The sequence below is a fragment of the Acidicapsa borealis genome (assembly GCF_059115245.1).
In genome coordinates this window covers 3,554,063-3,571,730 of record NZ_JCACNY010000001.1, presented here as the reverse complement: position 1 = coordinate 3,571,730, position 17,668 = coordinate 3,554,063, and the positions used below count along the sequence as shown (strand labels likewise).

Genomic DNA, 17,668 nt, shown 5'->3' with positions numbered 1-17,668 from the left:
GCCAGGCATGATGCAAGCCCAATCGAATCATCACGATGCAACGCTCTCGACCCGAGTCTGCGCCAATCGATTGCGCTAATTTTGCGTTCCTTACGCAGCGGCGGTGCGGCACTGGAGTGATCCAAGACTGCACATCCCTCATACTTTCGTTCCGTCACTCGAATCGGTCATGCCAGATTTACCCGGACAGGAGTACAATCATGGGATTGCTGGCTCTTCGCCCGCGGCGCCGTTTTAGAACGACGGAAGTCGCCTCCAGACTTCCTGATTCTTTCCGGCCCCTCATGGCGTCTAATCGGCATAAAAGCGGCGTTGGGAGCCCCCGGTAACCCTCCCGCTCCGCAAAAAGGAGTCCTGGTGAACTCGACCGTTAAGACAATCATGTTCTGGGCCTTCATCGTGATCTGCCTGGTGCTGCTCTTCTCCGTAGTCCAGCGCAGCGCTTATATGGGCGGTAAAGAAGACGACGTACCGTTCTCTTCCTTCCTCGAAAAAGTGCAGCAGAATCAGGTGAATGATGTGACCGTGCAAGGTATGGAAGTGCACGGTCATTACAAGGTGGATGGCAAGGCGCAAAATGCCTTCCGCACCAACATTCCCACCAACTATCCCAGCATGTACGACCAGCTCAACAAGGCTGGTGTTCAGACCAATATCAAGGATGCTTCCAGCAATGGAGTCCTGTGGACGGTTCTGATGAACATCGGCCCCCTGGTGCTGATCCTGGGTATCTGGTTCTTCATCATGCGGCAGATGCAGTCGGGCGGTAACAAGGCGATGTCCTTTGGGAAAAGCCGCGCACGATTGCTCTCGATGCAACAGAAAAAGATCACCTTTAAGGACGTTGCCGGCGTAGACGAAGCGAAGGAAGAGCTCAAGGAGATCATTGAATATCTCCGCGAGCCCCAACGCTTCCAGAAGCTCGGCGGCCGCATCCCTAAAGGTGTTCTTCTCGTCGGACCTCCGGGCACCGGTAAGACCCTGCTTGCCCGTGCAGTTGCGGGTGAGGCGAATGTGCCGTTCTTCTCGATCTCCGGCTCTGACTTCGTAGAAATGTTCGTCGGCGTCGGCGCAAGCCGCGTTCGCGACCTCTTCGAACAGGGCAAGAAGAATGCTCCCTGCATCATCTTCATCGACGAAATCGACGCAGTCGGCCGCCATCGCGGTGCCGGCCTCGGCGGTGGTCACGATGAGCGTGAGCAGACCCTCAACCAGCTCCTCGTCGAAATGGACGGCTTTGAGTCGAATGACGGCGTCATCCTTGTCGCTGCGACCAACCGCCCTGACGTGCTTGATCCCGCGCTGCTTCGCCCCGGCCGCTTCGACCGCCGCGTTGTGGTGGGGCTGCCAGACGTTCGTGGCCGCGAAGAGGTCCTGCGCGTTCACGTGAAGAAGGTTCCTGTCGCAGACGATGTCGTGCTCAACACGCTTGCTCGTGGGACACCGGGTTTCTCCGGCGCTGACCTGGCCAACATGGTCAATGAAGCTGCCCTGAACGCTGCCCGCGTCAACCGCAAGCAGGTCACGATGTACGACATGGAGCTCGCCAAGGACAAGGTCCTGATGGGCGCGGAACGCAAGTCCATGCTGCTCACTGACGAAGAGAAAAAGGTTACTGCGTACCACGAAGCCGGCCATGCGCTGGTCTCCGTGCTCCGCGAGCACTCCGATCCTATCCACAAGGTCACCATCATCCCTCGTGGCATGGCGCTCGGCGTTACCGTTTTCCTTCCTGGCGACCGGCACAACTACACCCGCGAATACCTCGAAGCGAACCTTGCCATGTCATACGGCGGGCGCGTTGCTGAGGAAATCTTCCTGAACCAGATGTCGACCGGAGCCGGAAGCGATATCGAGGGTGCCACTGACCTCGCCCGCCGCATGGTGTGCGAGTACGGCATGAGCCGCCTCGGACCGCTGACCTTCGGCAAGAAAGAAGAGCAGATCTTCCTGGGCCGCGAAATCGCCCAGCACCGTGACTTCTCCGAGGAGACGGCACGCCAGATCGACCAGGAAGTTCGCCGCCTGATCGACGAAGCGTACAAGTCGGCCTACTCTCTGGTCGAGTCGCACAGCGATGCCATGCACCGCCTGGCGGCAGCCCTTCTGGAGCGCGAGACCATCGACGCTGAGGAGGTTCGCCTGCTGATCGAAGGTAAGGAACTGCCTGAACTGCGCTCCTCACTGGCTTCGCCCAGTGATCAGGGCGGCGGTGGCGGAGTCACCCAGATCCTCAAGCCGGAAACCGGCCGCGGTTCTGGCGGCTTCCCGGAAGGCTCACCATCCCCGGCATAACCCGCATCAGTGCATGAAACAAAAGGCCATCCGAAAGGGTGGCCTTTTTGTATTGCTATGTCTTGATGCTCTCCTAGAGTTGTGTTTGTTGTCGAGTATGATTTTTTGAATGGAATTTGCACCCCGCATTCGAAAGAACCGTCTGCGTCTTGGATTGGCGCTCACCCTCGGCTTCATTGCCTGGGGACTTACGATGTCGACTGAGTCGACCGGTTCTTCCTGGTCGATCAAGGTTATTCTTCCTGGGATGATCGGGTCCATGATCGTCAGTCAGAATGTTCATGCTTTTCATCTATGGATAGCCGCCATATTCAACTTTATTTTCTATTTCCTGTTGACGTGGGGGTTGATCGGATTAGCAGCTCATTTATTTCGGAAGAAGGTTTGGAGTCCCGAGAACTAAGCCGGACTTAGGAATTACGCCAGCACCATTACCACCGCGCCAGCTGCAATCAACCCACCGCCGACCATCGCCCACGGCGTCATTTTCTCCCCCAGGAAGAGCACGGCAAAGACCATGACCAGCACCACGCTCAACTTGTCGAGCGGAGCCACGCGAGAAGCCGGCCCAAGCTGCAGCGCGCGGAAGTAGCAGAGCCACGAAAGCCCTGTACCGAGGCCGGAAAGCGCAAGGAATATCCATGCTTTCGCGTCGACGTCGCGCAGGCCTTCATGCTTTCCTAGCGCCAGGGCGATGGCCCAGGCGAATACGACGACCACAGTAGTTCGAATCGCTGTGGCCAGGTTGGAGTCCACATTCGCCACGCCAACTTTTGCCAGAATCGCCGTTGCCGCTGCGAACACCGCTGAAAGCAGCGCCCACGCAATCCAGTTTCCAGTCCATGCTCCACTCATTCCTTCATGCTACGTTGGCAGCGAGCCGCATTAAACTAAAGGTATGAAACCGGGCCAAGTCAGTATGACTGCGATGGGAGTGGCCAGTCGCCGGGCGGCACATCAGGTCCTTGATGAGACGCCGAAAGTTCTGGACGATCCAATCGCTGTTCCCATTCTGGGGCCGGAGTTTTTTGCCGACCCGGTACGCCACGCAGATCCTCGTTCCAGAGCCTTTCGCGCCTGGATGGTGGCGCGCAGCCGGTTCACCGAGGATAATCTTGCCGCGGCGGTCGCTACCGGCGTTGCACAATACGTGATCCTGGGTGCCGGCCTCGACACGTTTGCCTACCGCAACCCTTATCCTGCCCTGCAGGTCTTCGAAGTGGACGTGCCGCACATGCAGCAATGGAAGCGGGGCAAACTAGCCGCGGCTCAAATCGCCGAACCGCCCAACGTGACCTACGTTGCGCTGGACTTCGAGCACCAGACGCTCGCATCTGCGCTTACGGACGCAGGTATGGATTTCACGCGGCCTGTGTTTTTCAGCTGGCTCGGAGTTATCCCCTACCTCACGTTGAGCGCATTTCGTTCCACACTGGATCTGATCGCAGCCATGCCCGGGGGCAGCGGTCTGGCTTTCGACTACTCGCTGTCCTATGACGAGCTGAGTCCGCGAATGATTCCCGCTGCCAAGTCTCTCGCTGCGCGCGTCGCCGCGGCTGGAGAGCCGTTTCAGCTGTTCTTCCGCACAGAGCAAATGGACAACGAGCTTCGGTCGGCGGGATTTCAGCGCATCGAGCAACTCGACTCCCGCGATCTGAATGAACTCTTCTTCAACCAGCGCCAGGACGGCCTGCGCCTTGCGGATGAAGGCTTAGGGAAACTGGCTGCCGCGTGGGTTTGAGTACACTGAAGACAGTCATGCGCCGTCTGATTCTCACCGCCCTCGCAGCTGCAATCCTCATCCTTCCCGGTTGCGGGTATCACACCGTCGGTTCGGCGACCCATCTGCCGCCGGGCACCAAGACAATGTCCGTGCCGGTCTTCGCCACGAAGACCAATGCCTACCGCACTGAGACTGTGATGACCACGGCAGTCATCCGTGAATTTGCCGCTCGCACTCGCCTGCGCGTGACCCCCAACGAGGGCGGAGATCCTGACACCGTTCTGCATGGGACGATTCTCACCCAGACCGTTGCGCCGCTTACTTACAATTCTCAAACCCAGCAGTCTTCGAGCTTTCTGATTACCATCACGGTCGCGGTCACCCTCACTGCCCGCGATGGCCGCGTGCTCTATAACAACGACAATTACGTCTTCCGCCAGCAGTATCAGTCGACGACCGACCTTCCCACTTTCCTCGAAGAAAACCCGGCAGCGGTCGAACGGCTCTCGCGCGACTTCGCCCGGGCACTGGTCGCGGACGTGCTCGAAGGCTTCTAAAGTGAAGAAAATCAGGTAACTATTGCAATTCCGTACGGCTTTTCCACCGCGCCCACAGGCCGCTCGAAGGGTATCCTAAAGCCTGTGAAGCCAAGATCTATTGCCGCGGGGCAGCGCCCATGAGTACGCAACGCCAGGGTGTGGGCTTCGCCGCTGCTGACCGCTTCCTCGCGGAGATCGAGGCAGGGAAAACAAAGCCGAGCGCGATGAAGGCCGGATACGTCTTCGCCGGGGACGAGATTTTCCTCTATGAGCGCTGCCGACGCGCCGTCCTGCAGGCCTTTGTGCCGGACGAGATGCGCGACTTCTGCCTGTCGGAGATGGACCTGGCGCAGCACTCAATTTTTGAGATTCTGGACCGGGCGCGCACTCCTTCGCTGATGGCGCCTTTCCAGGTGGTCTTCGTTCGCAACCTCAAGCAGCTCTATACCCGCGGCGCGAAGAAAGACGAGTTCGCAGAGATCGACAGGTACTTTGCGGCTTCCAATCCTCAGGCGCTGGTGATTTTTGTCGCCGACCATATCCGCATTCCCGCTGACCCTCGCCGCATGGATATGGAGGACAAGACCAAGTTCGACCGGCTGCGCGAGACGCTGGGGGATGTGTGCGGGATTGTCGAACTGGCGCGTGTGGACGAGGTGGACGCCATGCGCTGGGTCGCCTCGACTGCGCTGGAGCAGCAGACCAAGATCGAGCCCGACGCGGTCCGCGAACTGGTCGACGCGCTGGGGACGGACATGATGCTGATCGCCTCCGAGCTCGAAAAGCTGCTTCTCTTCAGCTACGGGCGTGGCCGGATTACGCTGGGCGATGTCGAGACCATGGTGCTGAGCGCCAAACAGCGCAGTCTTTACGAGCTTACAGACGCCATCAGCGCGAAGGACCGCCCGCGCGCATTAGCGCTTCTTCATGGATTGCTGAACAGCTCTGAGGCGGGCGAGGAAGCTGCGATCGGACACCTGTATATGCTGGCCCGCACCTTCCGGCAGATGCTGGTGATTCTTGAGAAAAACGTGCGCGACTCAAGGGCCATCTGGCAGGCGCTCTGGCAAGGATTCCGCATGCCGCCTTTCGCGGCTGACGATCTGATCAAGCAAGCGCGTCGCTACAAGAGCCGCCGTGATCTCACCCGCGCTCTGCGGCTGATCGCCCGTGCTGATTTGGAACTGCGCTCGTCGCCGCCGGACAAGCGGATTGTGCTGGAACGGCTCATCTATGATTTGGCGAGCGAGCCGAAGCCATTTGCGGCGAATTATGCTTCACCGCAACTCAGCTTTGAGGGTTAGAGAGCCGCGGCGGCATTCGTGAATTCACGATCACCTCTAAAAGATCGGCAATCGTTTCTCCGGAAAAAGTTCTTCGGGAGCAGCCAGAGTCGTTCTGCTGCCGACGTCGGCCCGGCTCATGATTGCGTCGGCAGTGGGCGATTTGCAAGGCGGCGCAGGTGTCACGACATCGACTGCTTTCCCTCCGCGGTTTTCCGTATGGTGGACAGGCTGCCGGTTGCATTCCATCTCGTCAGCCGCAGCGGCGGTAGCGACGCTTCCTATCATCGACATGGCCTGCGAGTACGAAACGGAATCCCCTTCGACGTCGGCGAAGGCGTCCATGCCGCCTCGCATGTTCATCGCCTCCTGCATGACCGACCTTCCCTGGATATCATTTGCCGGGATGCCAATACCGTAACGCCAGAAGTTAGCGATATAGACCATCGCGTAAACGTCGCCGTTTCGCGCCGCGTGGTCCATATAGCTGAACCCGTTCTTGAGATTAGGCTCTACTCCCATCCCATACGCGCTCATGAGTCCCAGGTAGGTCCAGGCTTTTAAGTTGCCCTGTTCTGCGCTGATGCGCATCCAGCAGTGCGCGCGAGGGAATAGCCTGGCCTCATACGCGACTCGGCCTCTGAGGTAGGCGCCGTTCGCGTCGGTGTGGTCGGGATTGTTCGCCGAGCAGGGCGGCGAGCCATGGTTCATCCAGTCCCAGCGCATGTAGATTTGCTCTTCGTGAGGCAGTTCCGGACTGGTGCCGTAGTAGCGGGCCAGCCAGTAGTCTGACCTTTGCTTGCTGCGAGGTATTCCGGCGCCTGCCTTGAACAATTGCGTCAGGAAACCGCATGCTCGCGCGCTGCCTTGAACGGCGGCTTCCTGTACACGCGCGATCCCAGCAGCCTGGTTTTGTGCAATTCCTCGCCCGGTATAGATCGATTTGCCGTATTCCGCGAGCCCCTCGCCATTGCCGCCAAGAGCAGCGACGTAGAACCAGCAGTTGGCGGTGGGAAAGTCTTTCTCTTCGAGATACAGGTCACCCCGCTGCTCCGCCTCGTCGCCGGAGAGGTGGTGGGAGTTCGCGACATCACACGGGACATCTTGCGCGGCAGTCGAAGACACGCGCACGTAGGTCCATGATTCCATCGCCGGACTGCTCGGCGTTCCGAAATTCACCTTGACCTGGAAATGATTCGCATCCGTCAAAGTCACGTTCATGTTTTCGCCAGTCTCTCTCGGTTGCGGAGTAGCGTCGCGAAATATCCCTGTAGCTGCGGTCGGCGTCGAGAATAAGAAATTACTTACCGGCATGTGATCCGGATAATGCCGCATCCCTTCCAGGTGAGCCAGGAAGACGCGATCTCTCATCTGAAAGGCCAGCACCTTCTCCGGAGTGCCTTCGCGCTGCCACGTTCCGTTCAGGTCAAAGGCTGCCAGCGTCTGTTTCGCCTTCCACTGCACTGCAGGAGGGGGTTGCATCTTGGGCGCGGGGTCGGGCAGCAATACGTCAATCAGTTTTTCAATCGGCACGAGCGGTGGCAGTTGAGCAACCTCGGTTGGTGGCAGCTGTCGTGCGGGTGCGGCTGCGCCAGGGAGCGATCCTCGCCATGTGCTGCCGCCTTCGGACGGCTGGCCTGGCCACTTCCAGCTCACCAGCCCTTCCAGGTTGGAGCCGGTAATGACGCCGACGTACACCGCTTCCAGGCCCTTGAGGGATCCGTTGATTTCATTTCGCCGGATGATCAGATACTTATCGTCAAACCGCTCTACTTTGAGGTTGGCAATGACCTGACTGCCGGAGTTGATCAAGCCTGTGTTGCCTTGAAAGGACCATGGAAAACAGTGGCCGTTCTCGCATACATTGATCGTTGACGGGACAGGACGCCCAGTGCGCGCCGCGACAGGCAGGAGATTTACGGTATCGCGAAGGATAATTGCGCGCCAGTGAGTTTCTCCGTCGGGATGCCCTGGCGATTTCCAGTGGACCGTTCCTTCGACGATAGGGCCATTTCGAGTGCCGGTGTACGTCGCGGTAAGTCCGGCTGCGGCTCCAGTCGTGTCTGCTCTGCGAATCGAGACGACGCCTTTGTCTGCGCTGTCGAATCGCTCCACGGTCAGGCTGCCAATAGCTCCGTTGCTCCATGAGCCGGTTGCTTTTCCAGCGGAGAACTGCCATCGCGAGCAACCGTCCGTGTCTTCACACATCATCAGAAGTGGCGGAGCACTCATTGCCGTCTGTGCCGCGCAAACAGCCGACGCGCCGCCAGCGAGCGCAACAATGGTCAGGAGGATGACAGATGAACAGACAGATCTTTGCACGTGGATCAACATCCAATCGTTGGGTTCGTTCTAGAGTTATGGAATGGAACTGCCGGCGTCAATCTATTTTTTTAAAGAACAAATGGCGTTCGGATTTAGTGCTATCTCACGCCAATTCATCCTCCCGCATGCCCAACTTAGGAAGCAGATCAATTGGACAACGATGCGGGTCTCGCGTACGCTAGCTCAGCAAGATACCTGAGCTACCGCACGCCGCGTTCATGCAGCCACGGAGCATAACTTTGCCCAGCTACGCCGGTGTGCGAGGTGAACCACTTCCGCAGATACTCGACCAGCTCATAGACGGAGCTCATCTGCCAAGGCTCGTGGCGGACATCGAGCACTGCCAGGCGGCCAAGAAGGCGCTGCTGCTCTGCGCGATGGGCTGCCATGCCGGGGTAGGCGTGACGCTCCAGCAAGCGTTCTTCGCTCTCCATGTGCATGCGCATGAGGTCGGCAACCCGGGACAACATGGAACGCACTGAGCGCCATTCTTCACCCTGCAGGAGCGACATGCGGAGTTCGTTCAGAGCGTCGAGCAGGATGCCATGCTGGTCGTCCATTGCCTGCACGCCGATGGTGCAAGAGTGAGTCCATGCGAGAGAAGCCATTTGGAGCCTCCAAATACTACCTACTATCTACAAGCGCATTTATCGGAAAAAGTTGCGCGGTAATTAGGTCGTGTCCCTAGGAAAGCCCCATTCTTTAGTTATTCCAATAGTACTTCCGGGTCAAAGTCGTGACCCCGTGCCGTAAGAGTAACTGCCGCAGCGAGAATCAAGCCGCCTCCGACCCAGGCGAATGGGCCAAGTTTGTCGCTCAGCAGTTGCACCCCAAGCCAGGAACCAAGCGCGGGTTCGATGTTCAAAAAGACCCCGGCCCGCGAGGCAGGCACATGGTGGAGTCCCCAGTTCCATAGCGCCGTTGTCATGGACGTGCAGAGAATGCCGCTTCCCGCCAGGGCCAGCCACGCCGTCAGGCTCACTTTCGCGAAGGGTGGAGGCCCGTCCACTGCCAGCACCCAGGCCACGATCATCGTGGTTCCGGAGAGAATTCCGTAGGCCGTAACGGTGAGTGGGCTGTGGCGGCCGACGAGGCTCTTGTTCATGAGGATCCAGCCGAGCGAGATGGTCAGCGAAAGCACGACCAGCAGGTCTCCTGCCAGCGTGGGACCACCAGAAATCTCGGCAGATCGACCGCCGAGGACAATGAGGGCTGCGCCCGCAGTCGATCCGGCCAATGCGAGCCAGCCAAGCCAGTCCAGCCGTTCGCCGGTGAAAATGGTCGCCCCGAGCGCCAGCAGGACCGGCATCGTGCCGACCATGAGTGAGGCGTGACTCACCGTGGTCATGGAGAGCCCCTTGAACTGCAGCAGGAACTGGATGGGGATGCCCAGCGCGGAGGCGAGAAGCAGCGTCCACTTCTCGCGGCTGGTCCACTTTGGTCCGGTGCGCCGGCTTGACGTCAACAAAATTGGCAGCATGCCGACGCTGGCGAAAAGAAAGCGATACAGCACCATGTGGCCTACGCCCATCTCGCGCAGTGCCAGTTTGCCAAAGTAGAAGCCTGTTCCCCATAGACATCCGGCCAGCGCACATGCTCCGTAGCCGAGCCAGCGCTGGTTGCTTGCGGATGTGTCAGTTTTCTCGGTCGTGCTTGCCGTGCTCATGGATCAAGATTCGCACACTGCGCACCGACGCTTCATTCGAGCGCAAAGACGCTCCGCAGCGCGCTGCAATCGGCGACAATAGACAGCGATGGTGACCCGGCTCCAAAGCGCAGTTCTACCTTACCGCAGCCGCCTCAGATGGGCCCCCGCGACCGTTGCTGCGGTTTTGCTTGTGGTCCTTCTCGCGTGGCCCGCGACCGGAGCCGCTCAGCTTGACCTGGGCGCCCTAGCACCCCAGGCGAACGGCAAGCCTGCCAAATCTGGCAAGGTGAATAAGCATGACAAAGCTGCGAATCAGCAGCAGCCTGAAGGACCTTCCCCGGCATTGAGCCTTCCGATCACTCCGCTTGGTTTCGCCCCTCCTGCGCTCCACTACCTCGGCGGGCGCATCAGCCAGGTTTCCCTCAGTTTTCTTAGCGAAGACACATTACTGTTCACCTTTCGCGTTCCCGGCCTCATCCCTCGCGAGCGTCCGGCTGGTTCTGATTCCGAATCGTCCCATCTGCCAGAGCCGCGCCGTATCCGTGCCGTCGTCCTTTCGCTGCCGACGGGGCAGGTCACTGCCGAGGCGTTATGGGATCTTTACGACAACGCGACTTACCTGTGGCCGTTGAACAACGGTAAATTCCTGCTCCGCGACCGCAAGACGGTCCAGACGGGCGATGCGGCACTCCACCTGACGCCGTTTTTGCGTTTCCCCGGGGAGGTTACGACCCTCGACCTCGATCCCACCCAACACCTGCTCATTGCGAACACCACGGAAATTACCTCACCTGCCAGCTCAAACCAGCCGGCCACGGCAAACGCCAGCACCACCACAAACACGACGGCGGCGAGTGGGGTTTCCACCAACGGCCAGCTAACCATGGATGGCAGTGTTCCCGACGCCACGAAACCCCAGACACAGAACCTGCTGCGCATCCTGCGCATGGACAACGGCTCCGTGATGCTCTTCAGCCGGGTCTCCGGCCCTTCGCGCGTGCCGCTCGACGGGGACGGCTACTTTGAGGCCCTTCGCGGCAGCGGTATGAGCTGGCTGATCAGTTATCAGGATTTTCAGGGCGCTTCCAGTCCGATCCTGAAGGTCGAGTCCACTTGCTCCCCGTCGCTTGAAGTGCTGGCGCACGATATCGTCCTCGCTTCCACCTGCGATGCCAACGGTGGACGCACTCTCGACGTGCTCACACGCAACTTCGACCACAATCTCAAGCCTCAGAAGTCATCCGACAAGAAGTCAGAAAAAAAAGTCGACAAGAAGGAAGACAAGAAGCATGATCCGGCAGACGATCGCCCTCCTGGCCTCCTCTGGCAGGCCGAGAACCCGCCCAGACAGGTCTGGCCGCTGATTGTCCGCTCCGCCGAAGGCCGGCGCTTCGCCCGCGCTACCCTGAATGTTACCCATGCGATCAGCCCCAGCGCGCCGCTGGATACGGAAGATATCCGCGGCCAGAACATTCAGGTCTACGACCTGGCCAACGGCAATGTGGCGCTCTCGCTCTCGGTCTCGCCGGTATTTGACGGCGGGGGTAGCTTCGCTCTCTCCCCGTCCGGACAGCGCTTCGCAGTCGTCAACGGCGATGCCATCCAGGTCTTCAATCTGCCCGCGGCTCCTGCATTGCCGGCACCGCCGGTCGGTCGGCCCTAGAATCCTCGGATTGCCCTGAGATGGCCTTCGCAAGAGCGGCACGCGGCTGCCTGGGTAGCCAATGGAACCAAACGCTGCAGTCTCGTTGTAAACTTATTGCCTGGGAGAACTCTTTGTGGCAACCGCCGTCGTGCGCTATACCGCCGCTGCTCAAACGGACCGCGGCCGCAAGCGCTCCTCCAACGAAGACGCGTATGGTTACTCGGTCGAGCACGGAGTCTATGTCGTCTGCGACGGCATGGGCGGAGCCGCTGCCGGAGAGATAGCCAGTCAGCTTGCCGTTGAAGAGGTTATGAAGCTGGTTACCGAGCGGGTGAACGACCACATCGCCCAGCTGGAGCAAGACCCCGGTCAGTCCGGTTCCTCGCCGCTGCCCGCCATTGCCGAAGAGGCAGTCGTGGCCGCCAACCAGGCTATCCACAGCCGCGCGCAGCGCAACGCCCGGTTCAGCGGCATGGGTACCACGCTGGTTGGCATTCTCGCTCCAACGCCAGAGGAAGAACGCCGTCTCTGGATCCTGAACATCGGTGACAGCCGCTGCTATCGCCTGCGCGACGGGAAAATTCAACTCTGCACGGAAGATCATTCCCTTGTGGAAGAGCAGATACGTCTCGGCCGCATGACCCGTGCGGAGGCGGCGCGTTCGCCGCTGCGGAATGTTATCACTCGTGCCTTGGGCACACAGCCTACCATCACCGCCGATCTCATCGAGCAGGAAGCGCAACCCGGCGACCTGTTCCTGCTGTGCTCGGATGGGTTGACCCGCGAGCTCAGTGACGACAAAATCGAAACGATTCTCAACGGCAGCATTGGCGGCATGAACCCGGCGTCCGCACCGCTTGAAGAGCTCTGCAACCGCCTCATTCAAGCGGCGAACAAGGCTGGCGGCAATGACAACATAACCTGCCTCATCGTCCGTGTGGATTGAATGGACTCGATCGAAACAGTAGCAGTGATAGGAGCAGGCACCATGGGCAGCGGCATCGCCCACGTTTTTGCTCGCTCGGGATTTAACGTTCTTCTCTGCGATGTGCAGCAGGCTTTTCTCGACAAAGCTGTCGAAAGAATCCGCACCAATCTGGGCAGGGAAGCGGCCAAAGGCAAACTTCCCGCCGATCAGATCGAGCCGGCTGTTGCGCGTATTCAGACGACCACGGACAGGAGTGCATTGGCTGCAGCCCACTTTGCCGTAGAGGCGGCCAGCGAGCGCTTCGAGGTTAAATCCGAGCTGTTCCAGTCACTGGACAGGATTCTGCCTGCGGAAGCGATCCTCGCAACCAACACCAGCTCGATTTCGATCACCAAGCTGGCGGCGCAGACTCAGCGCCCGCATCAGGTGATCGGGATGCACTTCTTCAATCCGGTGCCGGTGATGGCGCTGGTGGAGATCATTCGCGGCTTGCAGACTTCGCAGGCGACTTACGAGGCTGTTCGCGACCTCGCGGTTCAACTCGGCAAGACGCCGGTCGAAGTCAATGATGCGCCCGGGTTCGTCTCCAACCGCGTCCTGATGCCGATGATCAATGAGGCTGCGTTTACGGTGATGGAGGGCGTGGCTACGGCGGAGGCGGTCGATGAGGTTTTCAAGCTGGGGATGGCGCACCCCATGGGGCCGCTGACGCTGGCGGACTTCATCGGCCTGGATGTCTGCGTGGACATTCTTCGCGTGCTTCACTCTGGTCTCGGCGATCCTAAGTACCGGCCTTGCCCGCTGCTGGTCAAGATGGTGGACGCCGGATGGCTGGGGCGGAAATCCGGGCGTGGCTTCTACAGCTATTGACCCGAAACCGGGCCGCCTGCCGTTACTAAATAGGGAATCCCGATCCGCGCGGCAGTCCATTCCACAGCGAACGGGACTATCCTAGAAAGATGGTCAGGTTCACCGTTCTCGCCTCCGGCTCCAAGGGAAACAGCTCGATTGTCTCCAGCTGTCCTACGGGCGACGGTCACTGCACCAAGATTCTGGTGGATGCCGGGCTGAGCTGCCGTGAGCTCTTTCGCCGGATGCGGCTGGTGGGCGAAGATCCTGCGACGCTCGACGCGATCCTGATCACCCATGAGCACCAGGACCACATCAACGGGTTGGCGGCGACCGCTCGCAAGCTTGGCATTCCTGTTTACTTTACGGAAGCGACCCACCGGGCGTGGGTTCGGCAGGTAACGCCGAAGAAGCGTATTACGTATGCCGACTGGGCGGCTCAGTACCGTGCGGGAAAGCAGGCGGCAGGGATCTCCGGTCCGCACCCTGATCCCAACCCTATGCCTGATCCTGAGCCTGACCCGGCTCCCGAGCCCGATCCGGTTCCCGATCCAATGCCGATGGCGTCCCAAAGCGCCGGCGACGGCCTCTGCGTGATTGCTCCTGAGGGCGGTGCGGCAGAGGAAAGCTGCGATGGCCCTGAAGCTGTGCCTGATCCTTCACGGCTGCCCGAGGTCAACTATTTTCGCCCTGGCCAGACGTTTTCGATTGGCGATGTCAGTATCAGCCCCTTTACCATACCCCACGATGCTGCTGACCCGGTCGGGTTTGTCTTCGCTGCGGAAGGTGTGCGGCTGGCGGTAGCCACCGATCTCGGCTATATGCCACCCAACGTGCAGGCACAACTCCGGCGCTGCGACCTGATCATGCTGGAATCGAATCACGATCTGGAGATGCTGCGCGACGGCCCGTACCCGTGGTCCGTCAAGCAGCGGGTACTCTCGCGGGTAGGCCACCTGTCAAACGACGCCACAGCCCAGTACCTTGAGCAGACGTACGACGGTACCGCTACCCACCTGATTCTGGCGCACTTATCGGAAAGCAACAATATGCCGGAACTGGCTCGAATGGCCGCAGAACGCGCCCTGACCTCGAAGCCCAGCCTGCTTGCCAACCGGCTGCACCTGGCCAGCCAGCACGAGCCTCTGGCAACGGTCTATTTCTAGCAGGCATTGCCGAGCTGGAGTCCGGGAACTTCTTCCCTCACGCATTCGTAATCGCTTTCAGTTACAATTGGGAGATACGCATGCTCTCGAGAACCTGTGTCTCCCTGCCCCGAGAGTTTTGTCGAACATTCTAAGAACCGAATTTTTGTCCGAGCGAGTCTAACTATTATGGCAAGATCCCAATGCACTGACAGGGTAGTAGGGGCCATTCTTGGTAGCTGGCGCTACGACATCTCCGGCATTTCACCTGAGATGCGCAGGGACTACGAACAGCACCTGGCAGATTGTGCCCACTGCCGATCCCGCCAGAAATTCCATCGCTCACTCGATGGCACGCTGGCCGTACTCACTGCGCTCTCCATGATCAGCTTCCTTTTCGCGCTCGCCGTGCTGCAGCGGGTGAAGTACATGGAGCACGTCGCCTTTAATATCCTCCACCTGGAGACTGTTTCCATCTATCAAATGCTCGTTTCTGCCGCCTTTGCAGGACTTGGATTTTCGCTGATCGCGTTCCTTCTGGTGATGGCGACTACGCCCGCCTCGTCGTACCTCGGCGACATCGCCATGAGGCGCGCTCGCGGCATTGAGGCCCGCCTGCCCGAGTCGATCCGCAGCATGCGCTCGCGTTAATCGGTTTCCTCTACGTAAGAAGAAAGCCCGCCGGAATTTTCTGGCGGGCTTTCTTATTTAGCTTCCCTGTGCCACGACCGGAGTCGCGGGCTTCACGTACTTGTCCATCCAGTTCTCCATCTCCCAGAGCATGTGCAATACGCTCTCGCGGCCTGCGTAGCCGTGGGACTCCAGCGGCAGCAGGACAAAGCGTACCGTCGCACCTTCGCCCTTGAGCGCCGCGTAGAATCGCTCGCTCTGGATCGGGAAAGTGCCGGTGTTGTTGTCTGCCTCGCCGTGGAAGAGCAGGATCGGAGTTTTGATCTTGTCGGCGTACATGAACGGGCTCATCTTGTTGTAGACATCGGGAGCCTGCCAGTAGGTGCGCTCTTCGTTCTGGAAGCCGAACGGCGTCAGCGTACGGTTGTACGCGCCGGACCGCGCAATGCCCGCGCGGAACAGATCGCTGTGCGCCAGCAGGTTCGCCGTCATAAACGCGCCGTAGGAGTGTCCCATGACAGCTACGCGTCCGCGATCCACCGCGCCTGTAGCCACACCCGCGTCAATGGCGGCTTTGGCTCCATCGACCAGCTGCTCTGTATAGGTGTCGTTGGGCTCAGCCTTGCCTTCACCGATGATGGGAATTGCGGCATTGGCCAGCACCGCATAGCCCGTCGTCGTAAAGAACATCGGTGACAGCGCGCTGATGCGGGTGAACTCGTAGGGCGACCCTGTCACCTGGCTTGCCGCAGCGCGGCTTTTGAACTCGGCCGGATAGGCCTCCATCAGCGTCGGTAGAGGGCCTTTGGACTTGTCATAACCGGCGGGCAGGTAGAGATCCGCTGTGAGGTCGACACCGTCGGCACGCTTGTAATGCAGCAGTTGATGTGAAGGCATCGGCAGGCCCGCGTAGGGGTTGGGGAAGTTCGTAACCTGCGTCCACTGCGCGCCCGGAGTTGTTGCGGTAAGGAAGTAGTTCGGGCTCTGCTCGATGGACTCGCGCCGCGCCAGAATTTCGACGCTGCCGCCGGTTTCCAAAACGGCCAGCGGCACTTCATAGAACGGCGCCTGCGACTGCCAGAGCTTGGTCTCCTTGGCGTTCTCGGCCACCGGCATCACCGCGACAAACGGCATATCGCCCTTCGGCGAAGCGCCCTGCCCGGTGAAGTAAATCCCTTGCCCGTCCGATGTGGTCTGCAGTACCTGGTGCCCTGAGACGTTGGCGACAGTAAGCGGTCGGCCCGGATTGTGATAGCGGTCCTGCGTCGAGCCTTCGTAGAGTGTCGTCAGCTTCCCCGTCGCCGGATCGAGCGCGGCCAGGATCGACTTGCGATCCTTCCAGCGGCCTTCGGTGACGATGGCCAAGTGCTCGTTGCCCCAGGCGATGCCGCGATAGCGAATCGGCAATTCAGCGACCACTTTGCCTTCGCCGGTGAACGGCGCGTCGAGGGTATACAGGCGGTCGCGGATCGCCGATTCTTTCTTGGCGTCGCCGCCATCGGCTGCCTGCACCCAGGCAATGGTAGCCGGCGCATCATCCCGCCAGCCGTATTCGCGCGGCCCGGGTTCGACGGCATCGCGGTCGATGGGCAGATTGTCGATCAGCGGAGCGTCGTTCAGCACTTTTGCCTCGCCGGTTGCGACAGCGAAGACCTCGCGACGAGTGGGGAAGCGTTCATAGGTCTGGTGGTAGGAGAAGGGTTTGTGAAGCTCTTCGGCAAAAATGTACTTGCCATCCGGCGAGCCATCGATCGTCGCGAAGACGCCGGGCTTGCCGAGTTTCTTCGCCGCGCCGCCGAGCTTCAGTTCTTCAAGTTGCGATGTCGCGTAATACGCAAAGATGGCCTCGTCGGTAGGGTTCTTCAACAGGTCTTCGTAGGTAGGAGCCGGGGTAGCTTTGCCGTCGTTTTCTTCAACAACCGGGCCGGTAGGGACCTCGGATTTGACTGGTACGGGGCCACGGTCGGTGGGGACGGCAAGCACGGCGAGAGCCGAGTCGCTGAGCCATTGGATGGGCGATGATTCGGAAGCACCGAAGAAGGTGTAGACAGGCGCTGATAGGACGCCGTTGACGTGAATGCCGGGCATGGGTGCGGCGTGGGCACGGGCAACGTCCAGAATCCAGAGACTAAGGCCAGCCTGTTCCTGGTTGGCGAAGGCGACATGGCGGCCATCCGGAGACCACCGCGTGTAGAGGATATGCGGGTGAGCGGGGAGGCCGCTGACAGCAGTCTCAGTGGTCTTCGCGCCATTCACGGGTACTTGCTGGAGTTTGATCGAGGTGAAGTAGCGCGTACGGCTCTGAGCGTTCGCCCGTGGGTTGAAGCGCAGGCCAGCCAGACGGAACTCCGGCTCGGCGAGATCGGCGATCGTTGGCAGGGAAGAGCTCTGCTCGATCAACACCATGCGCGGGCCCGAGCCGTGCGCCGGAGAGATACTCAGCAATGGCGTGGGTGCGGCGTCGACCAGCTTCACCATCACGTCGGGCGGAAGCTGATACTTCAGATCGGAAGCATTTTCCTGCGCTGTTAACGCAGAAGAAGCGAGTCCTGCCATTGCGGCAGAAAGGACGACAGAGCGGCAGAGCCTCGAAGCCATGCGGAACCCCTTTAATTTTCAAATTTTGAAGTGTGGGAGCGAACATCCCGGCGTGCAGGG

15 protein-coding genes are annotated in these 17,668 nt (G+C 59.9%); 10 read left to right on the top strand and 5 right to left on the bottom strand.

The genetic code is table 11. The features are described 5' to 3' along the window. Positions 1 to 357: 357 nt before the first annotated feature. On the top strand, positions 358 to 2,295 hold the full coding sequence (ftsH, locus tag AC5S27_RS14645; protein WP_493935307.1) for an ATP-dependent zinc metalloprotease FtsH: 1,938 nt from the start codon (positions 358 to 360) through the stop codon (positions 2,293 to 2,295). Between the two features lie 109 nt (positions 2,296 to 2,404). Next, on the top strand, positions 2,405 to 2,698 hold the full coding sequence (locus AC5S27_RS14640) for a hypothetical protein (protein ID WP_493935306.1): 294 nt from the start codon (positions 2,405 to 2,407) through the stop codon (positions 2,696 to 2,698). A gap of 14 nt (positions 2,699 to 2,712) precedes the next feature. On the opposite strand, the gene AC5S27_RS14635 is transcribed toward AC5S27_RS14640, so the two are convergent. Then, positions 2,713 to 3,150, bottom strand: coding sequence for an EamA family transporter (locus tag AC5S27_RS14635; RefSeq protein ID WP_493935305.1), 438 nt, complete (start codon positions 3,148 to 3,150; stop codon positions 2,713 to 2,715). 73 nt (positions 3,151 to 3,223) lie between these two features. Between AC5S27_RS14635 and AC5S27_RS14630 the strand changes: the two genes are divergently transcribed. The 3 genes from AC5S27_RS14630 to holA all read left to right on the top strand — a co-directional run bounded on the left by AC5S27_RS14630 (position 3,224) and on the right by holA (position 5,861). Next, the gene (locus tag AC5S27_RS14630) at positions 3,224 to 4,036 is read left to right on the top strand and encodes a class I SAM-dependent methyltransferase (RefSeq protein WP_493935304.1); all 813 of its coding nucleotides are present in this window, start codon (positions 3,224 to 3,226) and stop codon (positions 4,034 to 4,036) included. Between the two features lie 17 nt (positions 4,037 to 4,053). Beyond that, positions 4,054 to 4,575 (top strand): LPS assembly lipoprotein LptE, encoded by a 522-nt coding sequence (lptE, locus tag AC5S27_RS14625; RefSeq protein ID WP_493935303.1) that lies wholly within the window; start codon positions 4,054 to 4,056, stop codon positions 4,573 to 4,575. A 119-nt stretch (positions 4,576 to 4,694) separates the two neighbouring features. Continuing rightward, entirely contained in the window at positions 4,695 to 5,861 is a 1,167-nt protein-coding gene (gene holA / locus AC5S27_RS14620; RefSeq protein ID WP_493935302.1) for a DNA polymerase III subunit delta, read from the top strand. A gap of 36 nt (positions 5,862 to 5,897) precedes the next feature. Here holA and AC5S27_RS14615 read toward each other — a convergent pair whose 3' ends face one another. The 3 genes from AC5S27_RS14615 to AC5S27_RS14605 form a co-directional block, all read right to left on the bottom strand. Continuing rightward, complete coding sequence (locus AC5S27_RS14615; RefSeq protein ID WP_493935301.1) at positions 5,898 to 8,162, bottom strand: tetratricopeptide repeat protein; 2,265 nt, start codon at positions 8,160 to 8,162, stop codon at positions 5,898 to 5,900. A gap of 203 nt (positions 8,163 to 8,365) precedes the next feature. Next, complete coding sequence (locus AC5S27_RS14610) at positions 8,366 to 8,773, bottom strand: bacteriohemerythrin (RefSeq protein ID WP_493935300.1); 408 nt, start codon at positions 8,771 to 8,773, stop codon at positions 8,366 to 8,368. A gap of 98 nt (positions 8,774 to 8,871) precedes the next feature. Next, positions 8,872 to 9,831 carry a DMT family transporter gene (locus AC5S27_RS14605; protein WP_493935299.1) on the bottom strand — a complete coding sequence of 320 codons (960 nt, stop codon included), beginning with the start codon at positions 9,829 to 9,831 and terminating at the stop codon, positions 8,872 to 8,874. A gap of 88 nt (positions 9,832 to 9,919) precedes the next feature. On the opposite strand from AC5S27_RS14605, the gene AC5S27_RS14600 reads away from it, so the two are divergent. The 5 genes from AC5S27_RS14600 to AC5S27_RS14580 all read left to right on the top strand — a co-directional run bounded on the left by AC5S27_RS14600 (position 9,920) and on the right by AC5S27_RS14580 (position 15,031). Next, entirely contained in the window at positions 9,920 to 11,476 is a 1,557-nt protein-coding gene (locus AC5S27_RS14600) for a hypothetical protein (protein WP_493935298.1), read from the top strand. Positions 11,477 to 11,591: 115 nt separating this feature from the next. Beyond that, a complete protein-coding gene (locus AC5S27_RS14595) occupies positions 11,592 to 12,404 on the top strand; it encodes a Stp1/IreP family PP2C-type Ser/Thr phosphatase (protein ID WP_493935297.1) in 813 nt (270 codons plus the stop codon). Further along, positions 12,405 to 13,256, top strand: a complete 852-nt coding sequence (locus AC5S27_RS14590) for a 3-hydroxybutyryl-CoA dehydrogenase (RefSeq protein WP_493935296.1) — start codon at positions 12,405 to 12,407, stop codon at positions 13,254 to 13,256. An 89-nt stretch (positions 13,257 to 13,345) separates the two neighbouring features. After that, entirely contained in the window at positions 13,346 to 14,401 is a 1,056-nt protein-coding gene (locus tag AC5S27_RS14585; RefSeq protein ID WP_493935295.1) for an MBL fold metallo-hydrolase, read from the top strand. Positions 14,402 to 14,569: 168 nt separating this feature from the next. Further along, positions 14,570 to 15,031, top strand: coding sequence for a hypothetical protein (locus tag AC5S27_RS14580; RefSeq protein ID WP_493935294.1), 462 nt, complete (start codon positions 14,570 to 14,572; stop codon positions 15,029 to 15,031). Between the two features lie 57 nt (positions 15,032 to 15,088). Here the strand turns inward: AC5S27_RS14580 and AC5S27_RS14575 are convergent, their stop codons facing one another. Beyond that, positions 15,089 to 17,608: a S9 family peptidase gene (locus AC5S27_RS14575; RefSeq protein ID WP_493935293.1), complete on the bottom strand. Its 2,520-nt coding sequence runs from the start codon at positions 17,606 to 17,608 to the stop codon at positions 15,089 to 15,091. Positions 17,609 to 17,668: the final 60 nt, after the last annotated feature.